The 17,401-nt window shown below is 71.8% G+C and carries 16 protein-coding genes; 5 read left to right on the top strand and 11 right to left on the bottom strand.

All coding sequences use genetic code 11. The features are described from left to right. Positions 1–90: 90 nt before the first annotated feature. The 3 genes from ACGFR9_RS06575 to mshB all read right to left on the bottom strand — a co-directional run bounded on the left by ACGFR9_RS06575 (position 91) and on the right by mshB (position 3,721). Positions 91–2,259 carry a hypothetical protein gene (locus tag ACGFR9_RS06575; protein ID WP_393203543.1) on the bottom strand — a complete coding sequence of 723 codons (2,169 nt, stop codon included), beginning with the start codon at positions 2,257–2,259 and terminating at the stop codon, positions 91–93. A gap of 194 nt (positions 2,260–2,453) precedes the next feature. After that, a complete protein-coding gene (locus ACGFR9_RS06570; protein ID WP_393203541.1) occupies positions 2,454–2,867 on the bottom strand; it encodes a DUF6113 family protein in 414 nt (137 codons plus the stop codon). Continuing rightward, on the bottom strand, positions 2,864–3,721 hold the full coding sequence (gene mshB, locus ACGFR9_RS06565; RefSeq protein WP_393203539.1) for an N-acetyl-1-D-myo-inositol-2-amino-2-deoxy-alpha-D-glucopyranoside deacetylase: 858 nt from the start codon (positions 3,719–3,721) through the stop codon (positions 2,864–2,866). Before mshB ends, ACGFR9_RS06570 begins: the two co-directional genes overlap by 4 nt. A 225-nt stretch (positions 3,722–3,946) precedes the next feature. Between mshB and ACGFR9_RS06560 the strand changes: the two genes are divergently transcribed. Further along, positions 3,947–4,921, top strand: a complete 975-nt coding sequence (locus ACGFR9_RS06560) for an intradiol ring-cleavage dioxygenase (RefSeq protein ID WP_393203537.1) — start codon at positions 3,947–3,949, stop codon at positions 4,919–4,921. A 34-nt stretch (positions 4,922–4,955) separates the two neighbouring features. On the opposite strand, the gene ACGFR9_RS06555 is transcribed toward ACGFR9_RS06560, so the two are convergent. The 4 genes from ACGFR9_RS06555 to ACGFR9_RS06540 all read right to left on the bottom strand — a co-directional run bounded on the left by ACGFR9_RS06555 (position 4,956) and on the right by ACGFR9_RS06540 (position 7,926). Next, a complete protein-coding gene (locus ACGFR9_RS06555; RefSeq protein ID WP_393203535.1) occupies positions 4,956–5,492 on the bottom strand; it encodes a hypothetical protein in 537 nt (178 codons plus the stop codon). 130 nt (positions 5,493–5,622) lie between these two features. Continuing rightward, complete coding sequence (locus ACGFR9_RS06550; RefSeq protein ID WP_393203533.1) at positions 5,623–6,255, bottom strand: Uma2 family endonuclease; 633 nt, start codon at positions 6,253–6,255, stop codon at positions 5,623–5,625. A gap of 52 nt (positions 6,256–6,307) precedes the next feature. Next, complete coding sequence (locus ACGFR9_RS06545) at positions 6,308–7,216, bottom strand: helix-turn-helix domain-containing protein (protein ID WP_393203531.1); 909 nt, start codon at positions 7,214–7,216, stop codon at positions 6,308–6,310. Positions 7,217–7,443: 227 nt separating this feature from the next. Further along, positions 7,444–7,926 carry an ATP-binding protein gene (locus ACGFR9_RS06540; RefSeq protein WP_393203529.1) on the bottom strand — a complete coding sequence of 161 codons (483 nt, stop codon included), beginning with the start codon at positions 7,924–7,926 and terminating at the stop codon, positions 7,444–7,446. A gap of 154 nt (positions 7,927–8,080) precedes the next feature. Here ACGFR9_RS06540 and ACGFR9_RS06535 point away from each other — a divergent pair, with 154 nt between their 5' ends. From ACGFR9_RS06535 to ACGFR9_RS06525, 3 genes are read left to right on the top strand one after another with little or no spacing between them, the layout of a single operon-like run. Next, positions 8,081–8,965 (top strand): helix-turn-helix domain-containing protein, encoded by an 885-nt coding sequence (locus ACGFR9_RS06535; protein WP_393203527.1) that lies wholly within the window; start codon positions 8,081–8,083, stop codon positions 8,963–8,965. After that, positions 8,962–9,234, top strand: a complete 273-nt coding sequence (locus ACGFR9_RS06530; RefSeq protein ID WP_393203525.1) for a DUF397 domain-containing protein — start codon at positions 8,962–8,964, stop codon at positions 9,232–9,234. The genes ACGFR9_RS06535 and ACGFR9_RS06530 overlap by 4 nt, the downstream gene beginning before the upstream one ends. Before the next feature lie 36 nt (positions 9,235–9,270). Continuing rightward, entirely contained in the window at positions 9,271–11,136 is a 1,866-nt protein-coding gene (locus tag ACGFR9_RS06525) for a hypothetical protein (RefSeq protein ID WP_393203523.1), read from the top strand. A 10-nt stretch (positions 11,137–11,146) separates the two neighbouring features. Here ACGFR9_RS06525 and ACGFR9_RS06520 read toward each other — a convergent pair whose 3' ends face one another. Further along, a complete protein-coding gene (locus ACGFR9_RS06520; RefSeq protein WP_393203521.1) occupies positions 11,147–12,571 on the bottom strand; it encodes an amidase in 1,425 nt (474 codons plus the stop codon). Between the two features lie 139 nt (positions 12,572–12,710). Next, positions 12,711–12,905: a hypothetical protein gene (locus ACGFR9_RS06515; protein WP_103541817.1), complete on the bottom strand. Its 195-nt coding sequence runs from the start codon at positions 12,903–12,905 to the stop codon at positions 12,711–12,713. A 186-nt stretch (positions 12,906–13,091) separates the two neighbouring features. On the opposite strand from ACGFR9_RS06515, the gene ACGFR9_RS06510 reads away from it, so the two are divergent. After that, positions 13,092–15,230 (top strand): prolyl oligopeptidase family serine peptidase, encoded by a 2,139-nt coding sequence (locus ACGFR9_RS06510; protein ID WP_393203519.1) that lies wholly within the window; start codon positions 13,092–13,094, stop codon positions 15,228–15,230. A gap of 101 nt (positions 15,231–15,331) precedes the next feature. Here the strand turns inward: ACGFR9_RS06510 and ACGFR9_RS06505 are convergent, their stop codons facing one another. Continuing rightward, entirely contained in the window at positions 15,332–16,429 is a 1,098-nt protein-coding gene (locus ACGFR9_RS06505; RefSeq protein WP_393203517.1) for an ABC transporter ATP-binding protein, read from the bottom strand. Continuing rightward, positions 16,422–17,396 (bottom strand): ABC transporter ATP-binding protein, encoded by a 975-nt coding sequence (locus tag ACGFR9_RS06500; protein ID WP_393203515.1) that lies wholly within the window; start codon positions 17,394–17,396, stop codon positions 16,422–16,424. Before ACGFR9_RS06500 ends, ACGFR9_RS06505 begins: the two co-directional genes overlap by 8 nt. Positions 17,397–17,401 lie beyond the last annotated feature (5 nt).

The raw sequence follows: 17,401 nt of genomic DNA, 5'->3' as shown, positions 1-17,401 counted from the left end.
GGGTGTGCTGGGCGCAGAAGGCGGGGCGGGTGCTGCTGAGCGCGAAGGGGGCACCCGGTGCTGGGTGCCCCCTGTACGTGTTGGTACCGGTCAGCTGGGGTCGGTGTCGATCACTGCCAGGCGGTCGGTCTTGTCGACCAGGGCGAGGCGGAGTGCACCGTAGACGTCCTGCGGCGTCACGGCCGTCTTCTTGCCGTTGCCGCGGACGATGAGGACGCCGTCGAAGGCCTGGCCGTACAGCTCCTTCAAGGCCTTCAGGTCGGGCTTCTCGACCAGTTTGCCGTTGACGGCCTGGACGCCGAGGAACTTCCAGAGGGAGTTCTCCGGGCTCATCGGGACGGAGTGCGCCGCGTCGGTCTGCACGGTCACGATGCCGGACATCGCCGGTTCGGCGAACTCCTTCATCATCCGGTCGACCTCGGCCTTGGTGACCTTCGGCTGCTGGTCGGCCGTCGGGACGTTCACCGTGGCGGGCTTGCCGGTCTCGACCTGGGTGCGGTACGCCGCCGTCACCACGTCGGTCGCGTTGGCGACGTCGATGCCCTGGCCGCCCTTGGGGTAGACCGGGACGGCCTTGCCGGACTTGAAGGTGATCGAGCCCTCGGTCACCGAGCCGGCGCCGCCGGCGGCGTCCTCCAGGGCGGCCTGCAGCTTCTCCTCGTCGACGGGCATCTCGGGCTCGACGACCCGCTCGTTGCCGATGAGGGAGCCGATGACGTTGACCGGGTTGTAGTCGCTGGTGGCGGCCTTGCCGACGGTGGCGTCGGTGTCGAACTGCAGGCCCGCCTTGTCCGGGTCCAGCTCTACGGTCCTGCCGTCGACGGACAGCTTCAGCGGCTGGCCCAGCCGCTTCCCGAGGGCGTCGTCGAGCTTGTTCACCGCCTGGTCGCGGGTGCTGCCGCCGATGTCGACGCCGAGCACGGTGGTGCCCTTGGGCACGTCGGAACGGTTCATCAGCAGACCGGCGCCGTAGGCGACACCGGCGAGGAAGACGACGCAGCCGCAGAACAGGACGAGTTTGTTGCGGCCCTTCTTCTTCGCCGGCTTCGAGGAGTTCGCCGGGGGCGGGGACACGGGCTCGGGCAGCTTGGGGGGCGTGTGCGTCCGCGGGCCGTCGGCCGGGGAGCCGGGGGCGTTGAAGTCCGCGCCCGGCGGGATGACCGGGATGCCGCTGGTGACGGTGTGCCCGGAGACGTTGTCGTGGCGCGGCCCGTACCCCGGGGCGCCCGGTTCGGCGAGCTTCTGCGGGGTGAGGATGGCCGTGTCGTCGCTCAGACCGCCGCCGGGGATGCCGGGGACCGCCTGGCCGCCGGGGCGGCCGGGAGCGCCGGGGCCCCTGCCCGCGCCGGGGGCGACCGGGCTCGAGCCGGTCGCGGGTCCGGCGGTCGGGCCCGAGGGGCCCGGCCGGCCGGGGATGGGGGGCGGAGGGGTCCGTCCGGGCCGTCCGTCGCGGCCGCCGGGAGCCTCGTCGGTGAAGTACGGCAGATCGTCGCGGCGCGGCTCACCGCCGGGCGCGGCGCCCGGACGGCCGCCGTTGCCCGCCGGGCCGCCGGCCAGCGCCTCGGTCACGTCGAAGGAGCCCGTACCGCCGCCGTGCCCGGGGGCCACGGGCCCGCCGGTCGCACCGGTCGCGCCGGTGGGTCCCTTCGTGCCGCCGGGGAGGGCGCCGCCCGGCGCTCCCATGGAGCCGGCCACGCCACCGGGGCGTCCGGCGCCCGGCCGCGCGCCACCGGACGCGCCGGCGGGAGCGGAGGGAGCGGCGGGGAGTTGCGGGGGACCGCCCGCGGCGGCACCCGAACCGCCCGCCGCACCCGTGCCGTTGGCCGGGGCGCCGGGCTGACCGCCCTTGCCCGCACCCGACTTGCGCGGCGCGAACCAGTCGCTGGCCGGCTTCTCCTCGGGCGTCCGCGGGGCGGCCGGAGCGGGGGGCTCGGCCGCGGCGGCGGGCGGGGCGGGAGACGGGGCCGGCGCCGGAGCCTCGGGCTCCGCGGCTCTCTTGCTCTCCGCGCTGTTGTCCGCGTCCGCGACGGGCTTGCGCACGACGACCGGCGGAATGGGCCTGGATCCCGGGATGTTGATGCGGATCCGCGTCGTCAGCGTGGTCTCGGTCTTGCGTTCCTCCGGCCGCGCGGCCGGACGGCCCGCGTCCGTACCCTCGTCCGGAATCGCCGGAATCCCGTAGGGCGGGGTGCCCGACGGGTAGGCGGCTCCGCCGCGCCCGTTGGGCCCGGAGGACGGAGTGTCAGTTTCACGACTCAAGGCAGGTTCTCCCGGTTGGCTCCGCCGCCCGTCACGACCTCACGGTGGGAGTCCTCCCAGCTCGGGCGAAGCCGAGGGTTCGAGGGAGGCTCGGCGGCGCGCACCACCTTACTGGCCATATCCGGCCCGCATCCCAGTACCGCCGGGGAAACCCACACCGGACCCGCACGCCCGGCCCATGGCGAAGTGGTACGTCACTTGCCAAGTCGGGCGGGAGCGCCGTCCGGTTGCCTCGCGGAGGCAAGCGTGGCACAGATCACAGCCACGGCGATGCCGCCGAGGAGGAAGAGATAGGAGCCGCCTCCCGCGGCGAACAGGAAATCGCCTTCCGGGCGGCTGGCGGTGAGCAGGATGACGACGAGCACCCACCCGCCCGCGGCCCAGGCACCCCCGGCCCGGCTGCGCAGGACCCGGGTGGCGCCCAGCACCAGCCCGGCCTCACCGGCGAGGGCGAGCAGCAGCCCGCCGGGGAACCAGGCCGGCTGCACCAGCGCCCCGGCCACCCCCACCACGGCGCCGAGCAGGAAGAACGCCAGGCAGGCGACGACGCGCCCGGCGGACGGCGGCCGCAGCGGCTGGGCGAGCGCGGAGGACGACCGGCCGCTCACGACGCCTCCCCGACCCCGGCGAACAGATCGTTCTCCCGCTCTTGGGGGCGTTCGCCGCGTACCAGCTCGTAGTACTCGGTGGTGAAGAGCGGCTGGGCGAGATCGTTGGAGAGCACGAAGTACGGTTCGGCCACGGTGACCTGGGTGGCGTGCGCCGCCATGGCGGCGGCCTTGGCGGCGGCGTGGGCGGTGCCGTCGATCGCGGTGGTGACGCGCCCGTCGTCGACGACCCCGGGTACGTCGTCGAGGACGCCCGCCTTCTCGAACGGCAGCCCGGCGAGGTCCGCGTCGAGCCGCGCGAACGCCTCCTCGCCGACGGACCGGGGCACACGGTTCCAGTAGACCTTGGGAATGTCCCACCCCCGCCCGGCGGCGAGCTCGACGGCTCGCATGGCGACGCGGTGGGCCTGGATGTGGTCGGGGTGCCCGTAGCCCCCGTTCTCGTCGTAGGTGACGAGCACCTGGGGCCGGGTCTCGAGGATCACCTCGACGAGTGCCCCGGCGGCCTGATCGACGTCGGCCTGCCAGAAGCATCCGGGGTCGTCGTTGTCGGACAGTCCCATCATTCCGGAGTCGCAGTACCGCCCGGCCCCGCCGAGCAGCCGGAAGTCCTCGACCCCGAGCGCCCGCATGGCGTCCCTCAGCTCCCCGAGCCGGTGCCCGCCGAGAGCGGCCCCGCTCAGATGCCGCAGCTCCGCCGGAATGACCTCCCCCCGCTCACCGAGCGTGCAGGTGACCAGCGTCACATGGGCACCCTCGGCGGCGTACCGGGCCATGGTAGCGCCGTTGTTGATCGACTCGTCGTCCGGGTGCGCGTGCACCAGCAGCATCCGTCGGTCGGGCAGTTCCGTCATGGGGTTCACCCTATGAGGCGGCGTCCTCGTCCCGGTAACGCGGAAGACCGTCCACAGCCGTGTACGCCGACCGCGGCCGCTCCTCTCAGCGGACTCACAGGCGGCACCGAGCCGGGTCATGGATTACGGCGTCAAGCTGACCCCGGATCGGCGACGGCGCCCCGCTCCTCCCGGACCCGGCGCGGACCCCGCACCACGAGTCACCCCACTGACGGAAGGCACCCGATGCGCAAGCCGAAAGCCCAGCAGACACCCGACGGCCCCGCCTACCAGGGCCGCCTGCTTCCGAACCCCGCGGAGGAGGTCGTGGACCAGGGACTCGGCTTCGACCTGGGCACCCTGTCCCGACGGCGGGCTCTGTCCTTCCTCGGAGGGGTCGGCGGCATGGCGGCGCTGGCGGCGTGCGGCTCGGGCTCCAGCGGCACGGGGAAGGCCACCGCCTCCGCCTCGTCCGGCCTCACCGAGATCCCCGACGAGACCAACGGCCCCTACCCCGCGGACGGCACCAACGGGGTCAACGTCCTGGACAAGGACGGCATCGTCCGGCAGGACATCCGCTCGAGCTTCGGCGACTCGACGACGACCGCCCCGGGCATCCCGCTCACCCTCGAACTCACGGTGCTGGACATCGTGGGCGACGGCAAGCCGCTCGTCGGCGCGGCCGTCTACGCCTGGCAGTGCGACCGGGACGGCAACTACTCCCTGTACTCCAGCGCCATCGAGAACGAGAACTACCTGCGCGGCGTACAGGTCGCCGACGACGACGGCCGGGTGAGGTTCGTCAGCGTCTTCCCCGCCTGCTATCCGGGCCGCTGGCCGCACGTGCACTTCGAGGTCTACCCCGACCTCGACTCCATCACCGACTACGACAAGCGCCTGTCGACGTCTCAGCTGGCCTTCCCGAAGGACGTCTGCGACACCGTCTTCGCCACCGGCGGGTACGAGTCCTCCGTCGAGAACCTCTCGAAGCTGACCCTCAAGACCGACAACGTCTTCGGCGACGACGGCGGCGTCCACCAGCTCGCCACGACGAGCGGCTCGGCGAGAACCGGCTACACGGCGAAGCTAACCGTCCCCATCGACACCGGCACCGAGCCCACCGGCGGCAACGCTCCCGGCGGCGGCGGTCAGCCCCCGAGCGGAGCCCCGACCGACGGCCCCCCGCCCGGCTCCGGGCCCACGGGCAGCCCGGACAGCTGAGAGACCAGCCGTCCGCCCACAGCGGCGGCGGCTGTCAGGGGCTGCCGGGGCCGGCGGCCGCCAGGGCCTCCGCAGCCACCTGCCGCAGTGCACGGGTGGTGATCCAGCGGTTCTTCCCGCCGCCCAGGTACCCCACGGCACGGCCCACCCAGTCCGGGTCGCCGAGCAGATGGAGCTTCCCCTCGGTGGTGAGCAGCCGCAGCAGGTACTCCAGCCGCAGCGCGTCCACCGCCCGGTACGGGCGCGTGTGCTGGTCGAAGCGCAACTGGTGGTCTTCGTACGGGTGACGCAGTGTCGTGTGCAGCCAGCCGCCGTCGCGGGTGGCGACCATGCCCCTCAGCGTGTAGCGGCCTCTGCTGTTCGTGTCCCAGGAGTGCTTGCCCCAGGTGATCCAGATGCCGTTCATGATCCGGGACCACGGGATCAACTGCCCCTCGGAGTCCGGCTTGTGCTGGTAGAGCCCGTCCGGGCGGAACTCCACCCAGTGGGTGTCAGGCCGCGTGGCGTCCCCGACTCCCCAGCGACCGTCGGTCAGTTCCAACGGCCCCAGACATGTGCTGTCCTCCACCATGCGGTCAGTGAATCACGCACCCTGCGAACTCCCGCTGGATCGACTGATGACAGCGTCCGTACCGCCCGCCGTCGCGACAGCTTGAATGATCCCGCCGCGACCGCGACGCCGAATTCGCTCCCTTCCAGGGTCATGTCCCTGACGGGCCGGTCTCCGTCGCACTGTCGCCCCGGTAGAGCGGGAGGCCGTTCGTGGAGATGGTCCACTCGCCGATGGTGACTTCCTCGCCGTAGACGAAATCCTTGCGCACCGCGTAGCGAGGGCCTTCGGGGGTGGCGTGGATGTCGGAGAAGACGGCACCGGTGCCGGTGCGGGGATCGAAGATCGCGTAAACCGGCACTCCCATCAACGGATAGTCCCCCGTCTTGCCCACCCAGTCGTTCTCCGGGTTCGACCTGGACACGACCTCGATGGCGGCGATGAGTGTCCGGGGATCGAAGCTCCCCGGCACCTCCATGTCCGTCCACGCGATCACCATCACATCGGGGCGTCGCATGATGCCCTCGTACTCGTCCTCGACATCGGGCTCCCCCGTGTGAGCGACGACCTCCTCCGGCATCACCTTCTCAAGGCGTTTACGCAGATGCAGGGTGGTCAGCTCGTGCGGGCCGATGGGCGCCGTCATGTCGTGGACGATCCCTTTCGTGGTGATCTCGAACTTGCCCGGGACCGTGTCGGTGTCGTCCAACGACTGAACGACGTCCCGCATGGCCCGGTAAACGTGGGAGCCGCCCCGCCGCGCGTCGTGGGGTGCGATGGTCATGGCGCTCGCTCCTCGTCGTCTGTGCCCAGGGGCAAGGATCGTCACGTTCATGCTAGGCGGCCTCCGGGATGTCGGTCCGGCAGGCGCGGCAGCGGCCCGGGTGAGGGGCGCGGAAGGCGCGGTCGCAGCCGTCGCATTCCTGCACGGAGAGTCGGGGGCGCGCGGGTGGCGGCGGGGCGGCCGGCTCACGGCCGTACGGGGCCGGGGGCGGGAGCTGGGCGGCCAGGCGGTGCGCCAGGAACGCGGCGGGGCGTCGTACGCCGTCGGGCGGCAGGTCGGCGGTCAGGGCACGGCGTACGGCCGCGGGGCTGACGCCACGCTCCAGCCAGGCGGCGACACCGGGGGTCAGGTGGGCCGCGTCGGTGGTGGAGAGGAGCAGCTGCGGGCTGTGGCGGTGCAGGCCGGCGAGGAGGTCGGCGGCGGCCTTGAACACCGCGGGGACGGTGCACTCCGGGCGCGGTACGGCGGGGAGGGGTTTGCGGGCGGGTGGCTGCTCGCAGGCGCTCTCGGGCTCGCGCTCGGGCGCTTCGCGGGGTTCCGGTGCGGCCGGGGGCTCGGGGTGGGGGCGGGCCGCCGTCGGCTGGTTGCAGGAGACCGTACGGCTGACGATGCAGCCGGAGGGCGTGCGGTGGCGCTCGCGGCGCAGATAGCCGTGGCGTTCCAGTTCGCGCAGGGCGGCGGCGATACGGGTCGCACCCTCCGGGAACCGCGCGGTCAGGCTCTTGATGTCGGCCGGGGCGCCCTTGGGCAGCGACTGGAGGTGCACACCGAGCCCGATGGCGAGCAGCGAGAGACGGCCGTGCTGGGCGAGGTGGTTGCCGATCACCGTGAAGCGGGCGGTGTGGGGCGAGTTGTCGTGCTGGAGACCGCCGGTGGTGGTGCGGTGGGGGCGGTGCGGGGTGTTGCTGTCCGCGTTTCGGGCCTGTGCGCGCGGGTGCGCGCTAGGGTTCTGGGTATCCATCTGGAAGGTGCTTCTTCCTCGGTGGTCAGGCCCTCGCAGTGGGATTGGCGTTCCCGGCGGGGGCCGACTCATGTCCGCAGTCGTGTGGTCGTTCCTTGCGCTGAGCGTCGGGCCTGCGAGGTCCGAAAATCCAGCCGGAACGGCGATGTTCACCCGCCCGAGTGAGTACGGCCACGGGCGGGAGGGACGGGTTTGGTGGAGGTGCTTTCCCTCGGAGTTCTTTGTCTTTAGTCGCCGCCGTCACCGCAGCGCGAGGACTCGGGTTCCGGTGGAGAGAAGTCCAGTTCGGCCCAGACCGTCTTCCGGGGGAACCGCCCCTCGGTCACTCCCCAGCGATCGGCCAGCGCCTCCACGAGCAGCAGGCCCCGGCCCGACTCCGCCCCCGCGTCCGGCACTTGCGGCACGGGCATCTCGTCACCGCGTGTGTCCGTGACCTCGATACGGAGCGTGGCCCGGACCACGTAGAGCGTGAGCCGGAAACTACGGCCGGGGAGGCGGCCGTGGGTGGCCGCGTTGGCCGCCAGTTCGGCGATGACGTGGCTCGCCCGTTCATGCGGGAGGCCCCAGCTCCGGAGCGTGTCCACGGCGAGCAGCCGGGCCAGGCGGGCACCGCGCGGGGTCGACGACAGCAGCATGCTGAAGTTGCGTACGCCGGCGTGGGGTTCGGGTCCCGACCCGGGTTCGGCGATTCCCTGAGTTTGCTGATTCACATCACCGAGCGTGGTCGACCGGACATACTGTGATGGGTAATTGAGCTGTTACGTAGAGCTACGGTCCAAGGTTCAACCGGTCGTGTCCAGACTGTCGAAGTAGCTCCCGCGAACAGGTCGGAACAGCACGTCGGAGCATCACGGAGGGGCACACATGTCGGTGAGCGACGAGGCGGTGCGGGTCGGGACCGAGACGGACCAGACGGACGAGCCGGGATGGGAGGTCGACCCGGACGACGACTGGGCGCTGGCCGTCGTGGCCACGGTGGGGCGGCAGTTGCGGCTGCGCCGGGAAGCGGCGGGGATGCGGGTAAACGACTTCGCGGTGGCGGCCGGGTACGGGGCGGATCTGGTGTACAAGATCGAGACGGGGAAGCGGATCCCGAGGCCCGAGTACTTGGACACGGCGGACGAGGTGCTGAACGCCGGTGGGCTCATCGCGGCGATGCAGGAGGACGTGAAGAGGGTCCGGTACCCGAAGAAGGTTCGGGATCTCGCACAGTTGGAGGCTCGGGCGGTCGAGCTTCAGCTCTACGATCCGCTGCACGTCCACGGCTTGTTGCAGACGGCAGAGTGCACGCGCGCCCTGCTGTCCATGCGGCGTCCTGCCTATTCGGCGGAAGAAGTGGAGCGCTTCATCGCAGCCCGCGTGGCACGCAAGGCAATCTTTGAGCGGCCCGCATTGCCGGACCTCAGCTTCGTTCTGGAGGAATGGACCCTCCGGCGGCCGCTGGGCGGAAGGGGCGTCCTGCGCAGTCAGCTCGAGCACCTGCTCGACATGGCGCGGTTGTGTAACGTCGAGTTGCAAGTGATGCCGCTCGAACGCTACGAGCACGCCGGAGTGGACGGCAGCATCGAGGTGCTCAAGTTCGACGATGGTTCCGCGGTTGGGCGCTCGCCAGCAGTAGCCAATGGGCGGCCGGTTTCCGACCTGCGGCAGCTCCGCATCCTGGAACTACGGTATGGCATCATCCGGGCTCAGGCGCTTACGCCACGTGAGTCGACGGCCTTTATCGAACAACTGCTGGGGGAGACATGATCCGTAAGACCTCGTCTGAAGACCCCTCCGACCTGGCCTGGTTCAAAAGCAGCTACAGCAGCGGCAGCGAGGGCGACTCCTGCGTCGAAGTAGCAGGAGCCTGGTTCAAGAGCAGCTACAGCGACGGCAACGAAGGCGACTCCTGCGTCGAGATCGCCACCGCCCCCGCCACCGTCCACGTCCGTGACTCCAAGAACCTCGACGGCCCCCGGCTCGCCTTCGCCCCCGCCACCTGGGCCGGGTTCCTGCCGTACGTGGTCGGGGGCTGATCCCGCCGGTCAGCGGGCTGTGATCATAATGCGCGGGTGACCACACCTCCCGTGCCGTTGCCTGCCGAGCGGATACCGCCCGGCACCGCCGACTGGCGGACTTCCGACGCCCAGCGCTGGCTCGCCGCCGTGCCCGCCCGGTGGGCTCATCCCCTGTGGGCGGTCCTGGCGTTGGTGGTCTCCGTCGTGTGGGAGTTGGAGGCGGGTCCCGTCGCCGCCTGTACGTCGGCCGCGCCGTGCGGCACCGACTGGCCGGGCCTCGGGGTGGCCGCCGTGCTCCTGCTGACCCCGTACTGGGTGTGGCGGCAGCCGAGGCTCGCGGTCGTGGGGCTCGCGGTCGGGCTGGTGACGCTCGCCATGGAGGAAGGTTTCAGCACGTTCGGGCGGCCGTCCGCGCTCGCGTTCGCCCTGGTGGTCGCGTTCACCACCGCGGGAACCGTCCACCGGCTCGCCCTCGCCGGACGGCAGCGGTCGCTGGCCGTGGCGGCGGCCGGGCCGGTTGTGCAGCCGCTGCCCGCCGCCGCGCGGACGTTCCGCCGGGGCCGGCTCTCCCTCGTCCTGGCCGCGTTGGCGCTGGCCGGCGCCGGGTTCGGCTTCTGGCAGGCCCAGGAGGTCGTGGAGGCGTACGAGGAACGGGCCGCGGGCGCCACGAAGCTGTCCGGACGGGTCACGGCCCTGGACCCGGGCGACGAGGACGTTGACGTCCTCACGGTGACGGCCGACAGGCGTACCCATCGCTTCGACACCTCGTACCCCGAGGACTTCCCCGTGGGCAGCCGGGTCGACCTCGTCGTGGACGGCGACTGGGCGGTGCTGGTCGCGGAGCCGTACGACGTCTTCGGCTGGGAGATGCTGGTGCTGGGCGGCTCCGTCGCGGGGCTGGCGTTCCTCGCCAACGGCGTGGCCGGGCGGGTGCGTTCGGGAAGGCTGCGACGCGGGCCGCTGCCGGTGCTGCGGGTGCTGGTGCGGGAAGACCCGGAGGACAGCCGCACCTGGGTGTTCGCGGCCGACGACCCGGGGGGCCTCCGGCCGGTCCTGCACTTCCACTCGCTGTACGCCTTCGAGGGCGAGGACGAGACCACGGACGAGGGCGAGGACGACCCCACGGCCGTCGTCGACAGGCTCAAGGAGGTGTTCCAGGGCGGGGCCCCCACCCCGCCGCTGCGGGAGGCCGTCCTGTACGGCGTCCCCTACGCCGGTGCCGAGGTCGCGTTCGTCGCCCGCGACGACGCGGACGACGACGAGGTGGCGGTGGAGTGCAGCGTCAGCGAGGTGAGGCCGGCGGTCGCGGGGTGGAGGAGACACGGGCCGCAACGCGGCCGACGGAAGCGACCGTCGCGGTCCGCCGACGAGGTCGCCGCCGGGATGACGCGCACGGCGGGCCCGCGGGTGTGGCGGGCGCACGGCTTCTCGCGGGCGGTGGGCCTCTTTCTGCTGCTGGTACAGGGCGGCGGCATCTGGGCGTCGCTCGACGACGGGCCGTCGTGGACCTGGCTCGCCCTGGCCGTGGGGGTGCCGTGGCTGGTCACGGCCGTGGCGACCGCGCTCACCTGGCGGATCACCGCCGACCGGGACGGGCTCTGGGTGGCGGGGGCGTGGCGCGTGCGACGGGTCCCGTGGGACGAGATCACGTCCGTACGGCATGCCGACGACAGCATCCGCATCGGCCGGGCCAAGGACTCCTCCATCAAGGTCTCCCCCGCCGGATGGACATGGCTGGAGCGCCGTCTGGGCCACGAGCCGGGCGCGGAGCGCGTCGCCGAGGAGGTACGGGCGCTGTTCCTCCGGCCGGAACTGCGGCCGCAGGAGGAGGCGCCGGTGGGGCGGCAGGGCATACCGGTGGGACCTCCGCTGGCGGCCCTGTCGGTGCTGTGGGGCGCGGCGGTCCTGCTGCTGCTGTGACCAGGGCCCCTCAGACGTCCTGGAGCCGCCGGAACGGCCGGTCCGCCTCCAGTTCGAACGCCAGCTCCAGCAGCGCGCGTTCCGCGCCCGGGCGGGCCGAGAGCATCACGCCGACGGGGAGGCCGGCGGCCGTCGTGGTCGTGGACGGAAGGGCGAGGGACGGGGTGCCCACCACGTTGTTCACCGGGGTGAACGCCACGTAGTTCAGGAGGCGTTCGATCAGGGTGACGTACGGGACCGCCGGGCTCAGGTGGCCCAGCGGCGGGGTGGTGTGGGCCAGCACCGGGGAGAGGATCACGTCCAGGCCCCGGAAGCCGGCCGCGTATGCCTCGCGGGTGCGCTTCAGTCGGCGCAGGACCGTCGGCGTCGTCCGCCACGACCTCACGTACATCTCGCGCAGGCCCCTGCTCAGCCCGTCCATACGGCGGCGGTCGAAATCCGTGCCCAGGGTCCGGCCGGTGACGCCGATCAGGAACGACAGCAGGCCCCAGTAGGTGAGGAAGTCGTCGGTGAAGTGCGGGTCGATGGCGAGGGACACCGGTTCCACGGTGTGGCCGAGCCCGCTCAGCCGTCGGGCCGTCTCCGTCACCGCCTCCCGGGTGTCCGCGTCGGAGGTGACGCCGTTCGGGGAGTCCACCAGGAGGCCGATGCGCAGACGGCGGGCGGCGGGGCCCTCGACCAGGCCGACGGGCGGCAGCTTCGGGTTCCGCCAGTGCCGTTCGGCCGCCGCCAGGAACGCCGCGCTGTCGCGTACCGAGCGGGTGAGGACGCCGTCCGTCACCAGGTCGATGGGCAGTTGACGGCCCTGCGCGTTCGCCACCACCCGGCCGCGGGTCGGCTTCAGGCCCACGAGTCCGCAGCAGGCGGCGGGGATGCGGATCGAACCGCCGCCGTCGTTGGCGTGCGCGATCGGGACCGCGCCCGCGGCGACGAGGGCCGCGCTGCCGCCCGAGGAGCCGCCCGCCGAATGGTCCGTGTGCCACGGGTTGCGGACCGGGTCGGCGTCCTCGTACTCCGTGCTCGGGCTGAAGCCGAACTCGGGCAGCCGGGTCTTGCCGAGCACCGTGACGCCGGTGCTCAGGAACTGGCGGGTGAAGGGGGCGTGCCGCCGGGCGGTGCGGGGCGCGAAGGCGGCGCTGCCGTGGCCGGTGGGCAGGCCCAGGTAGTCGGTGTTGTCCTTGACGAAGGCCGGCACGCCCGACAGCGCGCCGTCGCCGCCGCCGTACGCCGGGGCGTCGAGGTGGACCTGGACCGCGTGCAGCCGGGACTCCACGGCACGGACGCGCGCGGCCGCGTCACGGGCGGCTTCGGCGGCACCGACCTCGCGCCGCCTGATCGCGTCGGCCAGACCGACCGCGTCATGGTCGCCCAGGGCGTCGTCCCGGAAGACGTGCACCCTGGTCCGTACCTCGCTCTGTTCCTCGGAAGTCGTCACCGTCGGCTCCGCCCCTGAACGCGTGGACAAGTACCCGCCATCATTCCCTACCGGCGGGTAACACGCGAGGGGCCGACGCGACGTGGACTCCGGCCGGCTCCCGGGACGTGCCTCGGGGCCCGGCCGGAAGACGGGCCGCTCAGAAGTTGATGCTGCCGATCATCCCCGCAATGTTGGTCGTCAACTCGCTGATCGTGGGCGCCATCGTCGACGAGGCCATGTAGAAGCCGAGCAGCATGCACACCACGGCGTGCCCTGCTTTGAGGCCCGACTTCTTGATCAGCAGGAAGACGATGATCGCCAGCAGCACCACCGCCGAAATCGAAAGTGCCACGGCGGTTCACCTCCAAAGGTCCCAGGGCGCGGGGGTAAGGGGGACGTAGGAACATGGGGGCAGGGAAAGCGACACAGCAGCCAGCAGGTTCATACCCACTATGCGCTAACGATCATAACTATCCGTACGTGCGCATCGATCGGCGCACGGCCGCACAAGGGGGCGCATGGCCAATATGGTCAAGGCATGACGACCGAGACGGACTCCTTCCCCCGACGGCACGCCCGCACCCTCCGCTTCACCCTCGGCGCGCCGCGTTCGTTCAGCGTGGCCCCGGACGGTTCACGTGTCGCGTTCCTGCGCTCCGGTTCCGGTACGGACCGGGCGAATTCGCTGTGGGTCCTCGATACGGAAGGGGGCGGGGAGCGCGTGGCGGCCGACCCGCACGCCCTCCTCGGCGGGGCCCTCGAGAACCTCCCCGCAGAGGAGCGGGCACGCCGCGAGCGCAGCCGTGAGGGCGGTGCCGGCATCGTCGGCTACGCCACCGACGGAGCAGTGGAGTTGGCGTCTTTCGCCTTGTCAGGGCGGCTTTTCACGGCCGAGCTGCGGGCCGGCACGGCGCGTGAACTGCGGGTCCCCGGACCGGTGATCGACCCCCGGCCCTCACCCGACGGGCGGTACGTCGCCTACTTCTCGCGGGGCGCGCTGCGGGTCGTGGAGGCCGAGGGGGCGGGCGAACGCGCCCTCGCCACCCCGGAGTCGGAGAACGTCACCTACGGGCTGGCGGAGTTCATCGCGGCCGAGGAGATGAGCCGCTCGCGGGGCTTCTGGTGGGCCCCGGAGTCGGACCGGCTGCTGGTGGCGCGCGTGGACGACACGCCGGTACGGCGCTGGTGGATCTCCGACCCGGCGCATCCCGACCGGGAGCCGCAGCGGGTGCCGTACCCGGCGGCCGGCACCCCGAACGCGGATGTACGGCTGTTCGTGATCGACCTCGACGGCCATCGCACGGAGGTCTCCTGGGACCGGGCACGGTACCCGTATCTGGCGCGTGTGCACTGGTCAGCGGCGGGTGCGCCGCAGTTGCTCGTACAGGCGCGCGACCAGCGCGGCCAGCTGATCCTGGCGGTGGACCCGGGCTCCGGGGCGACCCGGATGGTGCACGCCGACGAAGATCCAACTTGGCTGGAACTTTTCCCCGGGGTGCCCTGCTGGAGCCCTTCCGGGCAGTTGGTACGGATCGCGGACGAGGGGGGTGCACGACGACTCGCCGTAGGTGAACGACCGCTCACCGGACCGCAGTTGCACATCCGGGCCGTGCTGGACGTCTCCGACGACGATGTGCTGGTCTCGGCGTCGGCGGGCGAGGAGGCGGCCGATCCGGAACTCGGCGAGGTGCACGTCTACCGGGTGAACGAACTCGGCGTGGAGCGGGTCTCGCAGGAGCCCGGCGTACACTCGGCGATCCGCGCCGGGAGCGTGACCGTACTCGTCTCCGCGACCCCGGACCGGCCAGGTTCGCGGGTCCAGGTGCTGCGTGACGGGAAACCGACGGCGACTGTCCCGTCATATGCCGAAGACCCCGGTATGTCCCCTCGCCTGACCTTGGCCCAGGGGGGCGCACGCCAGATTCCGTGCGCCGTGCTTATGCCTCGGGACTACGCCGGTGACACCCTTCTGCCGGTGCTCATGGACCCCTATGGCGGTCCGCACGGCCAGCGGGTGCTCGCCGCCCACAACCCGCATCTCACCTCGCAGTGGTTCGCCGACCAGGGGTTCGCGGTGATCGTCGCGGACGGGCGCGGCACGCCCGGCCGTTCGCCCGCCTGGGAGAAGTCCGTCCGGGACGACCTCGCCGGCATCGTCGTCCAGGACCAGGTGGACGCGCTCCGGGCACTCGCCGCCGACTTCCCGCTCGACCTGGACCGGGTCGCCGTCCGGGGCTGGTCCTTCGGCGGCTACCTGGCGGCCCTCGCCGCGCTGCGCCGCCCCGACGTCTTCCACGCGGCCGTGGTGGGCGCGCCGGTCACCGACCTGCGCCTCTACGACACCCACTACCAGGAGCGTTACATCGGCCACCCGGACGAGCAGCCCGAGGTGTACCGCCGCAACTCCGTCATCGACGACGCGGGCCTCGTGGACGCCGCCGCACCGCACCGCCCGATGATGATCATCCACGGCCTCGCGGACGACAACGTGGTGGTCGCCCACTCTCTGCGGCTGTCCTCCGCCCTGCTGGCGGCCGGCCGCCCGCACGAGGTGCTCCCCCTGTCCGGCGTCACCCACATGACCCCGCAGGAGGAGGTCGCCGAGAACCTCCTCCTGCTCCAACTCGGCTTCCTGAAGCGCTCGCTGGGGCTCGCGGACGGGGACGAGACGCGTTAACGCACACGCAACCCCACGGAAGCGGTACCGATATACGGACACGGCACGCTGATCAGCGTACGGCCGTGCGGGTGCCGTAAACGGGCCGGGGTGCCGCCATGTCACCCCGGCCCGTCGCCGTCCTTCTCCACCGGTCCGCCGCCGCGTCTCTCCCCCGGCCCGTCGCCGTCCTTCTCCACCGGCACGACCTGTTTCTCCGCCGCGAAGTGGCAGGCCGAGTCGTGCGCCGCCGGGCCGCCCGCCTCGTCGAACCAGGCCGGTACCGCGAGCGCCGGCACCTCCAGGGCGCAGCGCTCCTGTGCCTTCCAGCAGCGGGTGCGGAAGCGGCAGCCGGAGGGGATGTTCGTCGGGGACGGGACGTCGCCGGTGAGGATGATCCGCTCGCGGTGCTCCCGCGCCTCGGGGTCCGGTACGGGGACGGCGGAGAGCAGGGCCTGGGTGTACGGGTGCGTGGGGTGTTCGTAGATCTCGGTGTCGGTGCCGGTCTCCACGATCCGGCCGAGGTACATCACCGCGACCCGGTCGGAGATGTGCCGGACGATCGAGAGGTCGTGCGCGATGAACACGTACGCGAGACCGAACTCGCTCTGCAGCCGGTCCATCAGGTTGACGACCTGGGCCTGTACCGACACGTCCAGCGCGGAGACCGGCTCGTCGGCGACGATCACCTCGGGGCGCAGCGCCAGCCCCCGGGCGATGCCGATGCGCTGGCGCTGGCCGCCGGAGAACTGGTGCGGATAGCGGTTGACGTACTCCGGGTTGAGGCCGACGACGTCCAGCAGCTCCTGCACCTTCCGCCGCCGGTCCCCCTTGGGCGCGACCTCGGGGTGGATGTCGTACGGCTCCCCGATGATGTCGCCCACCGTCATACGGGGGTTGAGGGAGGTGTACGGGTCCTGGAACACCATCTGGATGTTGCGGCGTACCGCCTTCAGCGCACGGCCCGAGAGACGGGTGATGTCCTCGCCCTTGTAGCGGATCGAACCGCCCGTCGGACGTTCGAGGTTGACCAGCATCTTCGCGACCGTCGACTTGCCGCAGCCGGACTCTCCGACGATGCCGAGGGTCTCGCCCCGGCCGAGGGCGAAGTCCACGCCGTCGACGGCCCGTACGGCGCCGATCTGCTTGCGGAAGAGGATGCCCTGGGTCAGCGGGTAGTGCTTGACGAGGTCACGGACCTCCAGGATCGGCTCAGCCATTCAGGCACTCCCTCCAGAAGTGGCACGCGCTCCCCCGCGTCGCCGAGACCTCGTACAGCGGCGGCTCGTCGGTGCGGCAGACGTCCCGGGCCAGCGGGCAGCGGGGGTGGAAGGCGCAGCCCGGCGGGATGTGGATGAGGCTGGGCGGCAGGCCCTTGATGGCGTAGAGCTCCTGGCCCTTCTGGTCCAGGCGGGGGATGGAGTCGAGGAGGCCGCGCGTGTACGGGTGGGCCGGCGCCTTGTAGATGTCGTGGACGGGGGCGGACTCGACGATCCGGCCCGCGTACATCACGGCGATGCGGTCGGCGACGTCGGCGACCACGCCCAGGTCGTGGGTGATGAGGATGAGGCCCATGCGCAGCTCGCGCTGGAGTTCCGCGAGCAGTTCCATGACCTGCGCCTGGACGGTGACGTCGAGGGCCGTGGTCGGTTCGTCGGCGATGATCAGGGCCGGTTCCAGGGCCAGCGCCATGGCGATCATGATGCGCTGGCGCATACCGCCGGAGAACTGGTGCGGGTACTGCCTGACCCGCTCCCGCGCGGCCGGGATGCGTACACGGTCCATCAGCTCGACGGCCCTCGCCCGCGCGTCCTTCCGGGACATGCCCCGGTGCACGGTGAACATCTCGGCGAGCTGGTCGCCGACGGAGATGACGGGGTTCAGCGACGACAGCGCGTCCTGGAAGATCATCGCCATCTCGGCGCCGCGGACCTTGCGCCGCTCCTCCTCCTTCAGCTTCAGCAGGTCCCGGCCCTGGAAGATCACCTCGCCGCCGGTGATCCGGCCGGGCGGGATGTCGAGGATGCCCATGACGGCCTGCGCGGTCACCGACTTGCCGGAGCCGGACTCGCCGAGCACGGCGAGGGTCTCGCCCGCGTCGACGCCGTAGCTGACGCCGTTGACGGCCCTGGCGATCCCGTCCCGGGTGCGGAACTCCACGTGCAGGTCGCGCACTTCGAGCAGCACGGCCG

The organism is Streptomyces sp. NPDC048584, from assembly GCF_043199595.1.
GTDB lineage: Bacteria > Actinomycetota > Actinomycetes > Streptomycetales > Streptomycetaceae > Streptomyces > Streptomyces edwardsiae.
Note: the sequence above shows the minus strand (reverse complement) of the source record. Positions and strands in the feature narration are given on the sequence as shown.